Consider the following 14,671-nt stretch of genomic DNA (forward strand, 5'->3'; position numbering starts at 1 on the left):
CGCTCATCTGCACATGCGCCAGGCGCATGCCACAACACGTGCGCGTCAGCGCTTGTTCCTGACCGGCACGTTCATCTCGGCAGGCTTGATTTCCTTGACGAGATGCAGGTCGGCCATGGCACCGGGCCGCGCACCGGGCGCGACGCGGAAGTGATACATCGACTGCATGGCCTGATGGTCTTCGCGGCGGAACGTCATCATTCCCTTGGGCGTGTCGAAGCTCATGCCTTCCATGGTGGAAATCAGCTTTTCAGTGGCCGTGTCGCCGTTGGTCTTCTTCAGCGCAGCCACCACCGCCATCGCAGCGGAGAAGCCGCCTGCGGTAAAGAAGTCCGGCGGGCTCTTGTAGCGGATGTAGTGGTTGGTCACCAGCCACAGGTTGGCCTGGTTCTTCGAGAAGCCGAAGTAGTAGTACGCCGCGCCTTCCATGCCGGGGAAGTTGTTGAACGGCACCATCGCGGGCAGGATGTTGCCGCCCGTGGCCACTTCAATGTTGAAGCGCTTTTTCAGGTCCATGTCGGCGAGCTTGGCGAACGGCGGCGTGGCGCCGGCCCAGATCACGAAGATCACCTTGCGGCCCGGCTGGTCCTTCAGCCGGTCGACGATGCGCTGGAAGCCCGCGGTGAAGTCGGTCGTGTTCTGCGGCAGGTATTCCTCGTGGACGATCTTGGCTTTGGTGATCGCCTCCTTGAAGGCCTTCACGCCATCGCGGCCGAACGCATAGTCCTGCGCGAGCGTGGCAACGGCGGTGCCGGGCTGGTCCACCGTCACCGCGTTGGAGATGGCATCCTGCGAGCTGCTGCGGCCTGTGCGGAAGATGTAGCGGTTCCACTTCTCGCCGGTGATCGAGTCGGCGACCGCCGGCTCGACGAGCAACAGCTTCTTGTATTCCTCGGCGACGGGCAGCATCGCGAGTGCGACGCCCGATGACGTGGGGCCAATGGCCAGGTCCACCTTGTCATCCGCATACGAGGCAGCGAGGAGCGACTTGCCCAGGTCAGGCTTGCCCTGGTCGTCTTTTTCGATGAGCACGATCTTGCGACCGTTGACCGTCATCGTGCCGCCGGTGGCGAACTCGAAACCCATCTGCAGGCCCGTCTGGGTCTGCTTGCCGTAGGCCTCGAGCGGGCCGGTGCGGCTGTAGATGTGGGCGATCTTGATGTCCTTCGACTGCGCGAAGGCGGCGGGTGCCGTGAGGGCTGATAGCGCGAGCGCGGCCAGCGCAACCCAGTTGCGACGGTGCATGGTCTTGTCTCCTTGTAATAACTTCCTGGCGAACCGGGGCATGCAATGCACGCCTCATGCCAGTGCATAAGCCATTGATTTGAAACAGGATTCCCCACGACTGTGCGCCGCGTGACTGGGAAACAGACAGTCAAACTGTCTGAAAACCAGACAATGCCTGCAATTCAGGCAGCCGTTTCGAGCCGCTCGTAGAGCTTGGCGCGCGAGATGCCAAGCAGTTTGGCGGCCGCCAGCTTGTTGCCGTTGGTGGCGGCCATGGCGGCTTCGATGGCGTGGCGCTCGAGTTCGGCAACCTGCTCGGCCAGGGGCCTCAGCACCGATCCATCGGCGCGCGCTGGGGCAGCGGCGGCCGGCAATGCAATCTGCTTGACGCCCGATTCGCGCAGCACGGCTTGCAAGTCCGCCACCTCGATACGCTGCGTGTCGCTTCGCATCGCAGCTTGTTCGAGCACATTGCGCAGCTCGCGGATGTTGCCGCGCCACGCTTGCGCCGCCAGCATCGCGATGGCTTCTGCACTCAGCTCGAGCAAGCCAGTTGAGTTGCGCGTTGCGATGTCTTCGGCCAGCACTTCCACGAGCGCCGGGATGTCGTCGCGCCGCTCGCGCAGCGGCGGCACGCGCACAGGCAACACGTTCAGGCGGTAATACAGGTCTTCGCGAAACTTTCCTTCGCGCACGAGCTGGCCAAGATCGCGTGAGGTGGCCGCGATCACGCGCGCATTGAACGGGATGACTTTGTTCGAGCCGAGCGGCTCGATCTCGCCTTCCTGCAGCGCGCGCAGCAGCTTGGGCTGCAGCGCCTGCGGCATGTCGCCGATTTCGTCGAGGAACAGCGTGCCGCCATCGGCCAGCTTGAACTTGCCTTCGCGCCCCTTGCGGTCGGCGCCCGTGAAAGCGCCGGGAGCAAAGCCGAAAAACTCGGCCTCCAGCAGCGTATCCGGCACGGCCGCGATATTCACGCTCACCATCGGCCCATTGGCACGCGACGAAGCCGCGTGGATCGCCTGCGCCAGCAGCTCCTTGCCCGTTCCCGTCTCGCCGAGCAGCAGCACGGGGCTGGACGACATCGCGGCGCGGCGCGCCTGGCGCTTGACCTCTACCGCCGGCGCGCTGCTGCCCACGAAGCTCGCGAGCGTGTATTTGGTGCGGCGCTGGCTCGCGAGTTCGCGCCGCGCATCTTCAAGGTCGCGCTGGAGCGCAGCGAACTTCTGGATGAACGGCTGCAGCGTGGTTTCCGGATGATCGAACAACACGATGCCGAGCGCGCCGATCACCTGCCCTGTCTCGTCGCGCAGCGGTATGCGGCTGACCACGAATGTGCCGGCGCGGTTGGAGAGCAGGTCGATCAGGATGGGCTTGCCGGTGCGGATCACGCGGTCCATCTGTGTGTTTTGCACCACCTCCGAGACGGGATGGCCGACAAAGTCTTCGACTCTGTCGAAGCCCAGCGCGGGCAGGAATCGCTTGTATTGGTCGTTGATCCACACGACGCGCGCGTGGCGATCCACCAACATCATTCCTTCGCTGGCATTGGCGAACAGGTCGAACATCGACTGGGCGGCCAGCTCAAGGATGCGTTGCCCGTCCAGCGGCAGCGGATCAACAGGATTCATGGAGCCGATGTTAGCGACCCACCCGGCATGTGCCGCGATGGAAAACGCCTATGTCAACGTATGTGGTGAGCGCAACAGAGACTTTGGCCTAGGGTGGCAGCGGTACGCCCACGTTTAGTCTGCGTGACTGACCTGCCTCTCAGTCCAAGGAGTGTTTTTATGGGTGTCGCGAGTTTTCAGCAGTTGAGCGACGAGTTCTGTGATGCAGCCGGCGTCGAACGCCAGCACCTCGTGCAAGACGGCGCAGGCGCAATGACCTTCTCAACCGACATCCTCGACGTCGCCGTCAACGTGACGCACATGCAGGCAACTCATCCTGACCATGCTTTTCTGCTCGTTGACTTCGGGCCTGCGCCTGAGCAGGACGAAGCGCTGGCACTGCGAACACTCCTGCTGATCAATTTCACTTTTCTCGGACACGAGACCGCGACCGCATTCAGCATTCACCCGGTCTATGGCAACGTCACGCTGCAGGCGACCTACCCTTTGCACAAGTGCAGCGGCGCGCACTTGCTGAAGTCGATCCGCATCCTGGCAGACAGCGCGCTGCAGTGGCGCCAGACGCACTTCCTGCCAGAAGGCACTGAGTCTTTCGACAAACAAGCCGCCGAAATCGACCTGGGCCTGCGGGCCTGAGGCGGCAACATCCCATGGAAACGACGACCACCTTCCACATGCCGCGCGCCGGCACTGTGGGCACCACCGCGCCGCGCAGGGTACCCGAGCGGGAGCAGCGACCGCCGCTCGTGATCAGCACAGGTCCGACCAAACCCGCGATTGTTGACCAAACGATGAACCTGCCGCTGCGGCCCGCGTTCGCGCTTTCATCGTCGGTCGGGGCTGGCCAGGTAGAGCAAAGTCACCCGCTGTCCGAGGTGCCGATCGACATTGGGCCTGCCGCGCAGCAGCCTGGCGAGCCAGCAGGACCCTGGCAAAGCATCCGCAATGTATGCCTGTTAGGCACAGGCGTCGTGCTCAAGACGGTGGGCGGCGTGTATGCATCGCGCCAGATTGCAGGCGTTTGCGGCAACGGGCTCATGAAATTGCACCTCGCATTTCTGCCGGAAGACGACCCGATCAAGGAGACGATTTACAGCACGCTCGTCATCGCAACCTACGCTGTGGCGATCACCGTTGTCTGCGCCAAGTTCATCAGCCCCATGACCTCTGCCATGCTGACTTACCTCGGCAAGGACGATCTGGGCCGCGATGAAATCGTGCGGCGCGGTGGCTCCATGCACCAGCCGCTCGTCCTGGCCATCTCGCTGATGCCGGCGATGGCCAACATTGGCCGTGCAGTGCTCAACGGGCTGGACCAACCCGAGGGAGCAGCGCGCAACCTGGTCGTCATGGCCTGCTTCACGGGAGCAGTCCGCACCATCATCTTCGGCGTGCTGCGCGGCATCTTCGAGCGGCCAGGCGCGCGGCTCATGCCATCGAGAACCATCGTCGATGCGCAGGGCACCCCGGTGCCTGCCGACGAAGTCTCGCGCCTGAACAAGCGGCGTGTTCGGTACCAGTTGCCGTTGACGCTCGCGGCGAACACATGGGTGGTTTCCAGCATCCTGCTGGTGCCGTTCGGCGATGATCCGCTCTCGGAGATGGCAGGCGTCAAAGGCGGCTACGTCAGCGTGTGGATCGGGCTGTACGAGGCCATCGTGGCGTTCGGCGATATCGCTGCAACTGCAGCGGCAGCCCATCACGAAGGCTGGTCGATGCAGCTGGGCCGGCAAGAGCTGGCCCCGGGCGAGCCGCAAGCGGCGGACGCAATGGCTGAAGCCGCAGCGGCTGCAGCCCAGATTCCTGCAGGTCTCAAAGCGAAGGCTGAGGACGTCGTCAAGTCAGTCGAGCTCGATGAATGGCGGTCAAAGCTGAAATCGATGCTCAGGCGCCCTACTCCCGACATCTACATGATCGTGACGGGGCTGCGCAACTTCATCAATCTGCACCTGAACCTCACGCTCGACCCTCATGTGGTGGGGGCGCTCGACCCAGGGCGCATTCCGTTCCTCACGATCGGCCTGCACGCATCCATCCTCGCCTGGGTGGAGGTCTCGCCGGTGCTTCTGGAAGGCGGCATTGCCGCCATAGCAAGCGAAGGCCGTGGTGACCGCGAGATGTTCGACAAGCTGCACCACCTGTTCAAGCTGCAGGACCTGCTGCACGTGCAGATGCATCAGGCGCCGCATCCGGACGCCGGCATTGCCATCATCCGCCGCGAGCTCAACCCCGCCATGCTCGGCATCATCGAAGGCAACCCCACATTCGACGATGTGCGCGAGCACCTGGCTGCGCTCAAACGCTCTGGGCAGCCGCGCCGGGCCGCGGCCGACCCCGTGACGGACTTTGTGCTCTATGAGCCCACGTACCCGACGACGGCGATGAAAAAAGAGTTTGGGCACGTCACTTCGAGCGAGCCATTCTTGCCGGACTCGCACATCACCAGCCACATCGGGCAATACATCGGCGAGCTCGTCAATGACAACGCTGTGCCGCCTCCCCCACCCGAGGGCGCCTGACACGCCAGCCGCGGCAGGCCCCGCGCGATCCTAGGCCTTGATCATCCCCCGGTTGGCCCGCGCCCTCATCACGCGCGGCACGATCAGCACGGCCAGCACGACGATCAGTAGCGCGAGCGACATGGGCCGCTGCAGGAACACCAGGAAGCTGCCTTCGCCGATGGACACTGCATTGCGCATCTGCGCTTCGGCAAGCGGCCCGAGGATCATGCCGACCACCACGGGCGCGGTCGGAAAGTCGAACCGGCGCATGAGCACACCCAGCAAGCCGATGCCATACAGCAGCACCAGGTCGAACGCGCTCTGGCGCATGCCATAGGCACCCACCGTTGCGAAGATCAGGATGCCTGCGTAGAGCTGCGGCTTGGGAATCTTCAAGAGCTTCACCCACAGCTTGACCAGCGGCAGGTTCAGGATCAGCAGCATCACGTTGCCAATGTAGAGCGACGCAATCAGCGCCCACACGAGCGCAGCCGATGTCGTGAACAGCTGCGGGCCGGGCTGGATGCCGTAGTTCTGGAATGCGCCCAGCAAAATCGCCGTGGTGTTCGACGTCGGGATGCCGAGTGTGAGCAGCGGGATGAGCGCTGCCGTGACCGTGGCGTTGTTCGACGCTTCCGGTCCGGCCACGCCTTCGATCGCGCCCGTGGTGCCGAACTCGTCCTTGTTCTTGCCCTTGGCCAGCTTCTTTTCCATGGCGTAGCTGAGGAAGGTCGGGATCTCGGTGCCGCCTGCAGGTATGCAGCCAAACGGCGTGCCAATGGCCGTGCCACGCAGCCACGCCGGGATCGAGCGCTTCCACTCGTCCTTGGTCATGTACACCTTGCTCAGCGCGTTCTGCTGCTCGACCACACGCCCTTCGTACATGCCGGCGTACAGCACTTCGGCGACGGCAAACAGGCCCACCGCGACGAGCACGATCTCGATGCCGTCCATCAGCTCGCCAATGCCGAACGTGTAGCGCGCCTGGCCCGAGATCTGGTCGAGGCCGATGCAGCCCACGGCCAGGCCAATCAGCAGCGCAGTCATGCCACGCAACGCGCTCTTGCCAAGCACTGCACTCACCGTGGTAAAGGCCAGCACCATCAGCATGAAATATTCGGGCGGCCCGAGCTTGACGGCGAAGTCAGCCACTACAGGCGCGAACAGCGTGACGATCACGGTCGCGATCGTGCCCGCGACGAACGAGCCGATGGCGGCAGTGGCCAGCGCCGCGCCCGCGCGCCCGCTCTTTGCCATCTTGTTGCCCTCCATCGCCGTGACCATCGACGCAGTCTCCCCTGGCGTGTTCAGCAGGATCGACGTGGTGGAGCCGCCGTACATCGCGCCGTAGTAGATGCCTGCGAAGAAGATCATCGATGCCGTGATCTCGACCTTGGCCGTGATGGGCAGCAGCATGGCCACCGCTACCGCTGGCCCGATGCCTGGCAGCACGCCAACGGCCGTGCCGAGCACGCAGCCGACAAATGCCCACATCAGGTTGGCGGGCGTGATCGCAAGGGCAAAGCCCTGCATCAAAGCGTTGAGGACGTCCATGTCAGATCCATCCCGTCTGTGTGAGGCCCGGCAGGTTGATCGCCAGGAACTTGGTGAACATCCAGTACACCGGCGCCGAGATCAGCAAGCCGGTGATGAGATCGGCGACGAGCGCACGTGGCCGGGCTGCCGGCAGGCCCGAGGCCCGCTTGAGCCCCTGCACCGCCAGCATGTAGCACAGCGTGCAGCTGAGGATGAAGCCGATGGTGGCGATGAGCGCCGCGTTGAGCAACAGCCCCGCCGACACCCACACCAGCGCGGGCCAATACGCCGCCTGCGCGCCAGACGGTTCCTCCAGCTCGCGAAAACCGCCGGTGAGCGATTCGCGCACGATCAACACGCCGCACAGCGTGAGGCCCGCCGCAGCAAGCCACGGCAAGAAGTTGGGGCCAATGCCGCCGTAGCCCGCCGCCGAAGGAATCTTGATCGCGCCTGCGGCCAGCGCGAGGCCGATCACCAGTACGCCAATGCCGACAGCTATTTGCGCAGTGTTCTTGGTGTTGTTATCTGTCATGTCGCCTGCCTCTCGAAAAAAAAGCGCCCGGTTTGAGGCCGGGCGCCGCTTGAACTACGCGGTCTGGATCAGACCATGCCGGACTTGACCATCGTGGCCCGCAGGCTGGCGAAGTCGTCATCCACGAATTTGTCGAACGCAGCGCCCGACAGCAGGGCGGGCGTCCAGCTGTTCTTGGCCAGTGCCTCGGTCCAGCTCTTGTCCTTCACGGCGGCAAGCACCAGGTCTGTCAGGGCCTTGCGCTGTGCGGCTGTGATGCCGGGCGCGCCGTACACGCCGCGCCAGTTGCCGATCTCGACGTCGATGCCCTGCTCCTTGAGCGTCGGCACGGCCACGCCATCAAGGCGCTTGCCGGACGTCACGGCGATGGCCTTCATCTTGCCCGTGGCGATGTATTCGGAGAACTCGCTGTAGCCGCTGCCGCCCACGGTGACGTTGCCGCCCAGGATGGCTGCCGTGGCCTCACCGCCCCCACGGAACGCAACGTAGTTGATCTTCGAAGGATCGACGCCGACCTTCTGCGCGATCATGGCGGCCGCAATGTGCTCGGTCGAGCCGCGCGAGCCACCGCCCCACTTGACGCTGCCTGGATCTTTCTTGAGCTGGGCGATGACGTCGGCCATCGTCTTGAGCGGCGAATTGGCCGGCAGCACGAACACGTTGTATTCGCTCGTCAGGCGCGCAATCGGCGTGCAGGTCGACAAGTCCACCGGCGGCTTGCCGGTGATGATGCCGCCAAGCATCACGGCGCCCATCACCATCATTGCGTTCGGGTCGCCCTTGCTGCCGTTGACGAACTGCGCCAGGCCCAGTGCGCCAGCTGCGCCGCCCTTGTTCTCGTACGTCACGGAGTCAGCGGCCTTCGACTCGGTCAATGCCTTGCCCAGTGCACGACCGGTGGTGTCCCAGCCGCCGCCCGGGTTGGCGGGGATCATCATCTTGATGTTGGTGCCGGCAGCGCGGGCGCTGATCGGCAGAGCGCCGGCAGCGGCAAGCGCTGCCATCGTCTTCAAAAATTCGTCGCGACGCATGGGTTGTCCTTCTGTAGAAAAAAGCGAACCTGGCAATGATGCGCCGACTCCCTGTCATTCGGCTGTCCGCGGCATTGGGGAAACTACTGAATGCCGGGGCGCTAACCTCTGGCGTGAATGAAGCTGCTTCTTGTTGAAGACGACCCCACGATGCAGGCGACGCTGGTGCGCTCGCTCGCACGGCGCGGCATGGAAGTTTCAGCGTGCGGCGATGGGCGTGTGGCGCTCGAGCGCTGGCGCGCGAGCACGCCCGACGTGGTGCTGCTGGACCTGACGCTGCCCTCGATGGACGGGCTGCAGGTGCTCGAACAAGGCCGCAAGGACGGCCTGACCACGCCCGTGTTGATCCTCACCGCGCGCGGCACGGTGGGCGACCGCGTCATGGGGCTGAACACCGGCGCCGACGACTACCTGGCCAAGCCGTTCGACCTGGACGAGCTGGAGGCGCGGCTGCATGCCTTGCATCGCAGGCGGCCCGCGCAGACGTGGGACGCGCCAGCGGTGAAGGTCGGTGCGCTGCGGCTGGACCGCGACAGCGGCGCGATCCATCACGGCGACACCGTGCTGGAACTCACACCGCGCGAGCTCGCGCTGCTGCAGGCACTCATGGCCAGGCCCGGGCATGCCGTGAGCAAGGAAAAACTGTTCGCGCTGGTCTTTCCCGGCCAGGCCGATGTGCAGTACGAAGCCGTCGAGGTGGTGGTCTATCGCCTGCGCAAGAAACTGGCAGGCACAGGCACATCGCTCGTGACGCTGCGCGGCCTTGGCTACCTGCTCAAGGCGCAATGAGTACACAAGCGCACACGCCTGCGGCCGCGCGGCAGCGCATGTCGCTGCGCAGGTTCCTGTTGTTGGGCATCCTGCTGCCAGTGGGGCTGTTCGTCGTGATCAACGCAGCGAGCCTGTACCGGCAAACACTGTCGGCGGTGAACACGGCATATGACCGGACGCTGCTCGCTTCGGCAAAGTCCATCGGCGAGCTGCTGGATGTGCAGGGCTTCGACGATGCGGCGCAACTGCGCGTCACCGTGCCCTATGCCGCACTGGAGGCTTTCGAGGCCGACAACCAGAGCAGGATGTTCTATCGCGTCTCCACCAAGCAGGGCGAGCTGGTGTCGGGCTTTGCCGAGTTGCGCGCGTGGCGAGGGACGTTGCCGGACAAGAGCACGTACGCCGCGCTCGTCGATTTCTACGACGACACCTTCCGCGGTGAACCCGTGCGCGTCGCCGTGCTGCTGCAACCAGTGGCCAGCCAGGCGGGCCGCGGCATGGCCGTCATCCAGGTGGCGGAAACACTGGAGCTGCGCGAGACGCTCACGCGCAAGATCCTTGTCGATACGCTGTGGCGGCAAGCCGTGCTGGTCGCCGTGATCGCGCTGGTGGCTGTGCTGGTGATCCAGCGGGCGACGCAGCCCGTGCGCCAGCTGAGCGTCACCATGGAACACCGGCGCGAAGGCGACCTGACGCCGATCTCTGCGCCCGATGCACCGCGCGAGCTGTTGCCGCTGGTGGAGGCCACCAACCACGTGATGGCGCGCCTGGATCACTTGCTGGAAAACCAGAAGCGCTTCGTGCGCGATGCGGCCCACCAGCTGCGCACGCCGCTGGCCGTGCTCAAGACGCAGGTGCAGTCGGCGCTGCGCGGCGACATCGAGCCGCAGCAGGCCCTGGCCGAGATCAACGACACCGTCGATCGCGCGACGCTGCTTGCCAACCAGATGCTGTCGCTCGCCAAGGTCGAGCAGTTGCGCCAGCAGCCTGAAGTGGCGATGCATGACTTCGCGCAGGTCACCAGGTCGATTGCGCTGGAGTTGTCGCCCTTGATTGCCGACAGGAACCTCGACTTCGACATCACCACCGACCCTGCGCCCGTGGTGGCGCACGAGTGGATGCTGCGCGAGCTCGCGCGCAACCTCTTGCATAACGCCATCCGTCACTCGCCGCCCGGTGGCGTGCTTTCGATCCGTGTTGTTGCAGACGCGAACTCAGCAGCACTGACCATCGCTGATGGTGGCCCCGGCATATCGGCAGAGCTGCGCACGCGCCTGTTCGAGCCGTTTTCCACAGGCAACCCGCTGAGTGGCTCAGGCCTGGGCCTGGCGATCTGCCGGGAAATCGTGGATGCACTTGGCGGCACGCTCAGCCTGGAAAACCGCGAGCAGCGCGGCCGCGTGGAGGGCCTGGATACAACTGTGAGACTGCCATTGCGTGAGAATGGAGGCTGATGGAAAAACAGCGAATCGACAAATGGCTGTGGGCCGCGCGCTTTTTCAAGACGCGGTCACTGGCGGTGGAAGAAATCAGCCGCGGCCGTGTGCAGGTGAACGGGCAGGACGTCAAGCCTGCACGTGAAGTCAAGGCTGGCGACTCGATCGCGGTGCGCCAAGGTGTCGTCACACGCACGGTGCTGGTCAAGGGTGTGTCCAACATGCGCGGGCCAGCGCCGGTGGCACAAGCGCTTTACGAAGAAACTCCGCAGAGCGTGATGGAGCGCGAGACGAATGCGCTGCAGCGCAAACTTGCGCCGGAGCCCGCGTTGTCGATCGAGCATGGCCGGCCCACCAAGCGCGGGCGGCGCGAGCTCGATGATGCGCAGGGGCGATGGGGTGACCGCTGGAGCGCCTCGGTCGACGAATAGGCACAAAGCCGCGCGATCGGGCGCATGCGGCCCGCCAGTGCGGGGTTCCACTATGCGTATCCGCATCGCATGCATGGTGTACTTCTTGCTCGACCATCGTTCGTCCCAGGAGTACACCCACATGAAGCTGAAACTTTGGGCAGCCGCGCTGGCTGCCACCCTCGCCTTCGCAGGCGCCGCGCAGGCCCAGCAGTTCTTCCGCATCGGCACCGGCGGCACGGCAGGCACGTATTACCCCGTGGGCGGCATGATCGCCAATGCTGTGTCGCAGCCCGGCAAGCTCGTGGCCACCGCACAGGCCACCAACGGATCTCTCGCCAACGTCAACGGCGTGGCCAGCTCCGCGATGGAGGCGGGCTTCTCGCAATCCGACGTCGCCACCTGGGCCTACACCGGCACGGGCGCTTTTGAAGGCAAGCCGAAGGTCACTGACTTGCGCATGATCGCCAACCTCTACCCCGAGAGCATCCACGTTGTGGTGAAGAAGGGCTCGGGCATCAAGAGCATCGCTGACCTCAAGGGCAAGCGCGTGGCACTCGACGAACCCGGCTCCGGCACGCTGATCAACGCGCGCATGGTGCTCGCCGCCTATGGTGTGAAAGAGTCGGACATCAAGCCCGAATACATCAAGCCGAACCAGGCTGGCGACAAGCTCAAGGACGGCGCACTCGATGCGTTTTTCTTCGTGGGCGGCTCGCCTGCCGGCGCGATCACCGAGCTGGCTTCCAGCGGCACGGGCATTGAATTGCTGCCGCTGTCCGGCCCGCAGGCCGAAGCACTGCGCAAGTCCAGCCCGTGGTTCGCGGTCGACACGATTGCAGCCAACACCTACAAGGATGTCCCCGCCGTGCAGACGCTCGCCGTCGGCGCGCAGATGGTGACCAGCGCCAAGATCGATGCCGAGACGATCTACCAGGTGACCAAGGCCATGTACAGCGAAGCAGCGCAGAAGGCACTGCAGGCCGGCCATGCCAAGGGCAAGTTCATCACCAAGGAAAACGCTGTGCAGGGTGTTGGCATTCCGTTCCACCCGGGCGCCGAGCGCTTCTACAAAGAAGTCGGCCTGCTGAAGTAATGCGAGCCTCTTGAGGTGACACGCAGGGAGGCTGAGTGCCTCCCTGATTTTTTTGCGCGCAGCCAGGATTGATGCATGACAGACACGCTAGCGACCACGCTTGACGAGGCCAAGCTGCAGGAGCTTGAGGAGAAGTTCGATCCCGAGATGCGCTTCCGGCCCACGGTGCCGCCCGCGCTGCAGATCGTCAAGTGGCTGCTGATTGCGCTGTCGTGCTTTCACTTCTACACCGCCGGCTTCGGCCTGCTGCGCGAGACCACGCACCGCGGCGTGCACCTCGCGTTTGTGCTCGGCCTGATCTTCCTCGTCTTCGCGGCGACCAAGAAGGCGCACGACGAGCCTGCGCCCAACAGCTGGCTCTCGCCCGGTGGCGTGCCGCTGGTGGACTGGCTGCTGGGCCTGGCTTGCGCAGCGAGCGTGCTGTACATCCCGTATGTCTTCGACGATCTCGCATTCCGGGTCGGCAACCCCGATATGTCGGACGTCGTCTTCGGCACGATCCTGTTCGTGACCTTGCTTGAAGCGACGCGCCGCTCGATGGGCTGGCCGCTGCCGCTGATCGCCATCGGCTTCACCGTGTATGCGCTGGCCGGGCCCTACTTCCCCGGGCTGCTCAAGCACGCCGGCGCGTCGTGGAGCCAGATGATCAACCACCAGTACCTCACCAGCCAGGGCATCTATGGCGTGGCGGTGGGCGTGGTGGCGACTTACGTTTTCCACTTCGTGCTGTTCGGCGTGCTGGCGACGCGCGTGGGGCTCGGCCAGCTCTTTCTCGACATCGCTGCGAGCATCGCGGGCCGTTATGCAGGCGGGCCCGCGAAGGTCAGTGTTTTCGGCTCGGCGATGTTCGGCATGCTCTCGGGCTCGTCAGTGGCGAATGCGGTGACGGTGGGCTCGCTCACGATTCCCGCCATGATCCGCGTGGGTTATCGGCGCGAGTTTGCTGCGGCGGTGGAGGCTGCGTCGTCCACGGGCGGGCAGATCACGCCACCCGTGCTCGGCGCAGCGGCGTTCCTGATGGTCGAGTTCCTGAACGTGCCGTACCAGACGATCGTGGCTGCCGCCGTGATCCCGGCGTTCATGCATTTCTTCGGCGTGTTCATGCAGGTGCACTTCGAGGCGAAGCGCTATGGCTTGCGTGGCCTCACGCTGGAAGAAATGCCACGGCTGAAAGAGTCGTTCCGCCAGCGCTGGCCCACGCTCATCCCGCTCGCGCTCTTGATCGGCATCCTGGTGTCGGGCCGCACGCCTTACCTGGCGGCGTTCACGGGCATCTCGTCTTGCATGATCGTCGGCCTGACGACGCGCACCAGCGGCAACCGCGCGGGCAACTGGACGCTGTTCGCCGTGCTTCACGCACTGCTCATCGCGATCGCCTTCGCCAACCTCGGCGAAGAAAGCGAAAAAATCAAACTGGGCCTGTTTGCGGTGGCCGTCGTGATCGCGCTGGCAGGCTGGAAGTTCGCGGGCATCACAGGCCGCATCACGCACGGCGCTATCGTCGAAGCATTCGAGACGGGCGCGAAGTACGCATTGGCCGTGGGCGCGGCAGCGGCGACGGTCGGCATCGTGATCGGTGTTGTGACGCTGACCGGCGTCGGCTTCAAGATCAGCTTCATCATCACGAGCTGGGCGCAGATGGCGGCGGGCGGCATTGCTGCGATCCTGCCCGACGCATTCGTCAACCTGCAGGGCCTCACGCTCTTTGCAGCGCTGGTGATGACAGCCGTGGTCTGCATATTGATGGGCTGCGGCATCCCCACCACAGCCAACTACATCATCATGGTGACGGTCGCTGCGCCCACGCTCGTGCAGCTGGGTGTGCAGCCGCTAGTGGCGCACTTCTTCGTCTTCTACTACGGCGTGCTCGCCGACATCACGCCGCCGGTGGCGCTGGCTGCTTATGCGGCTGCGGGCATGGCGGGCAGTGATCCGTTCAAGACCGGCAACATGGCTTTCCGCCTCGGCATGGCCAAGGCGCTGGTGCCGTTCGTGTTTGTCTATTCGCCGTCGCTCCTGCTCGTGGCCAAGGGCTTCACGATGCACGACTTCATCATCACGTTTGGCGGATGCATCTTCGGCATCGTTGCGCTGGCGGCTGCATTGAGCCGCTTCTTCCTGGTCGAGATGAAACGCTGGGAACAGGTGCTGTGCTTTGCTGCGGCGCTGCTGTTGATCGCGCCGGGGCTTGCCGTCTCGCTCATAGGGGCGGCGCTGGCAGTGCCGGTCGTGATCCGGCAAGTGGCGGCATGGAAGCTGGGGAACAAGGTGGCCGTACCTGCCGCACCGGCCTGATGCCTGTGCGCTACAGCGGCTTGCTACTTGCCCTGACGCTCAAGCGCCCGCCTCACCTGGCGGCTCTGCGTCTTCTTTGCCTCCTGGGCCTGCCGCTGCGCGCGGCGCTCGCGAAAGCGCTTGCCCAGCACGCGTGCCACGACAAATGTCACCGCAAAACTGGCGACGGCGAAAAGCAAAGCTCCAAGGTTCGGATCCATGGAAG

13 protein-coding genes are annotated in these 14,671 nt (G+C 64.5%); 7 read left to right on the forward strand and 6 right to left on the reverse strand.

All coding sequences use genetic code 11. The features are described 5' to 3' along the window. Nucleotides 1-45: 45 nt before the first annotated feature. Both GHT07_RS08725 and GHT07_RS08730 read right to left on the reverse strand, forming a co-directional pair. Nucleotides 46-1,245: a substrate-binding domain-containing protein gene (locus tag GHT07_RS08725; protein ID WP_153584700.1), complete on the reverse strand. Its 1,200-nt coding sequence runs from the start codon at nucleotides 1,243-1,245 to the stop codon at nucleotides 46-48. Between the two features lie 164 nt (nucleotides 1,246-1,409). After that, nucleotides 1,410-2,858: a sigma-54 interaction domain-containing protein gene (locus GHT07_RS08730; protein ID WP_153584701.1), complete on the reverse strand. Its 1,449-nt coding sequence runs from the start codon at nucleotides 2,856-2,858 to the stop codon at nucleotides 1,410-1,412. A gap of 159 nt (nucleotides 2,859-3,017) precedes the next feature. Between GHT07_RS08730 and GHT07_RS08735 the strand changes: the two genes are divergently transcribed. Beyond that, nucleotides 3,018-3,494, forward strand: coding sequence for a CesT family type III secretion system chaperone (locus GHT07_RS08735; RefSeq protein ID WP_153584702.1), 477 nt, complete (start codon nucleotides 3,018-3,020; stop codon nucleotides 3,492-3,494). A gap of 14 nt (nucleotides 3,495-3,508) precedes the next feature. Beyond that, nucleotides 3,509-5,377, forward strand: a complete 1,869-nt coding sequence (locus GHT07_RS08740; RefSeq protein ID WP_153584703.1) for a hypothetical protein — start codon at nucleotides 3,509-3,511, stop codon at nucleotides 5,375-5,377. A gap of 30 nt (nucleotides 5,378-5,407) precedes the next feature. On the opposite strand, the gene GHT07_RS08745 is transcribed toward GHT07_RS08740, so the two are convergent. The 3 genes from GHT07_RS08745 to GHT07_RS08755 all read right to left on the reverse strand — a co-directional run bounded on the left by GHT07_RS08745 (nucleotide 5,408) and on the right by GHT07_RS08755 (nucleotide 8,458). Beyond that, nucleotides 5,408-6,913 (reverse strand): tripartite tricarboxylate transporter permease, encoded by a 1,506-nt coding sequence (locus GHT07_RS08745; RefSeq protein ID WP_153584704.1) that lies wholly within the window; start codon nucleotides 6,911-6,913, stop codon nucleotides 5,408-5,410. Nucleotide 6,914: 1 nt separating this feature from the next. Further along, nucleotides 6,915-7,427, reverse strand: coding sequence for a tripartite tricarboxylate transporter TctB family protein (locus tag GHT07_RS08750; RefSeq protein ID WP_153584705.1), 513 nt, complete (start codon nucleotides 7,425-7,427; stop codon nucleotides 6,915-6,917). A 68-nt stretch (nucleotides 7,428-7,495) separates the two neighbouring features. After that, nucleotides 7,496-8,458: a Bug family tripartite tricarboxylate transporter substrate binding protein gene (locus tag GHT07_RS08755; protein ID WP_153584706.1), complete on the reverse strand. Its 963-nt coding sequence runs from the start codon at nucleotides 8,456-8,458 to the stop codon at nucleotides 7,496-7,498. Between the two features lie 117 nt (nucleotides 8,459-8,575). Here GHT07_RS08755 and GHT07_RS08760 point away from each other — a divergent pair, with 117 nt between their 5' ends. The 5 genes from GHT07_RS08760 to GHT07_RS08780 all read left to right on the forward strand — a co-directional run bounded on the left by GHT07_RS08760 (nucleotide 8,576) and on the right by GHT07_RS08780 (nucleotide 14,466). After that, on the forward strand, nucleotides 8,576-9,247 hold the full coding sequence (locus GHT07_RS08760; RefSeq protein WP_153584707.1) for a response regulator transcription factor: 672 nt from the start codon (nucleotides 8,576-8,578) through the stop codon (nucleotides 9,245-9,247). Then, nucleotides 9,244-10,683, forward strand: coding sequence for a sensor histidine kinase (locus tag GHT07_RS08765; RefSeq protein ID WP_228488256.1), 1,440 nt, complete (start codon nucleotides 9,244-9,246; stop codon nucleotides 10,681-10,683). Before GHT07_RS08760 ends, GHT07_RS08765 begins: the two co-directional genes overlap by 4 nt. Beyond that, nucleotides 10,683-11,096 (forward strand): RNA-binding S4 domain-containing protein, encoded by a 414-nt coding sequence (locus GHT07_RS08770; RefSeq protein ID WP_153584708.1) that lies wholly within the window; start codon nucleotides 10,683-10,685, stop codon nucleotides 11,094-11,096. Before GHT07_RS08765 ends, GHT07_RS08770 begins: the two co-directional genes overlap by 1 nt. Nucleotides 11,097-11,217: 121 nt before the next feature. Continuing rightward, a complete protein-coding gene (locus tag GHT07_RS08775) occupies nucleotides 11,218-12,171 on the forward strand; it encodes a TAXI family TRAP transporter solute-binding subunit (protein ID WP_153584709.1) in 954 nt (317 codons plus the stop codon). Between the two features lie 75 nt (nucleotides 12,172-12,246). Then, nucleotides 12,247-14,466 carry a TRAP transporter permease gene (locus tag GHT07_RS08780; RefSeq protein ID WP_153584710.1) on the forward strand — a complete coding sequence of 740 codons (2,220 nt, stop codon included), beginning with the start codon at nucleotides 12,247-12,249 and terminating at the stop codon, nucleotides 14,464-14,466. A 23-nt stretch (nucleotides 14,467-14,489) separates the two neighbouring features. Here the strand turns inward: GHT07_RS08780 and GHT07_RS08785 are convergent, their stop codons facing one another. Beyond that, nucleotides 14,490-14,666, reverse strand: coding sequence for a hypothetical protein (locus tag GHT07_RS08785; protein ID WP_153584711.1), 177 nt, complete (start codon nucleotides 14,664-14,666; stop codon nucleotides 14,490-14,492). Nucleotides 14,667-14,671 lie beyond the last annotated feature (5 nt).

It is taken from the genome of Caenimonas koreensis DSM 17982, from assembly GCF_009646335.1.
Lineage (GTDB): Bacteria > Pseudomonadota > Gammaproteobacteria > Burkholderiales > Burkholderiaceae_C > Ramlibacter > Ramlibacter koreensis.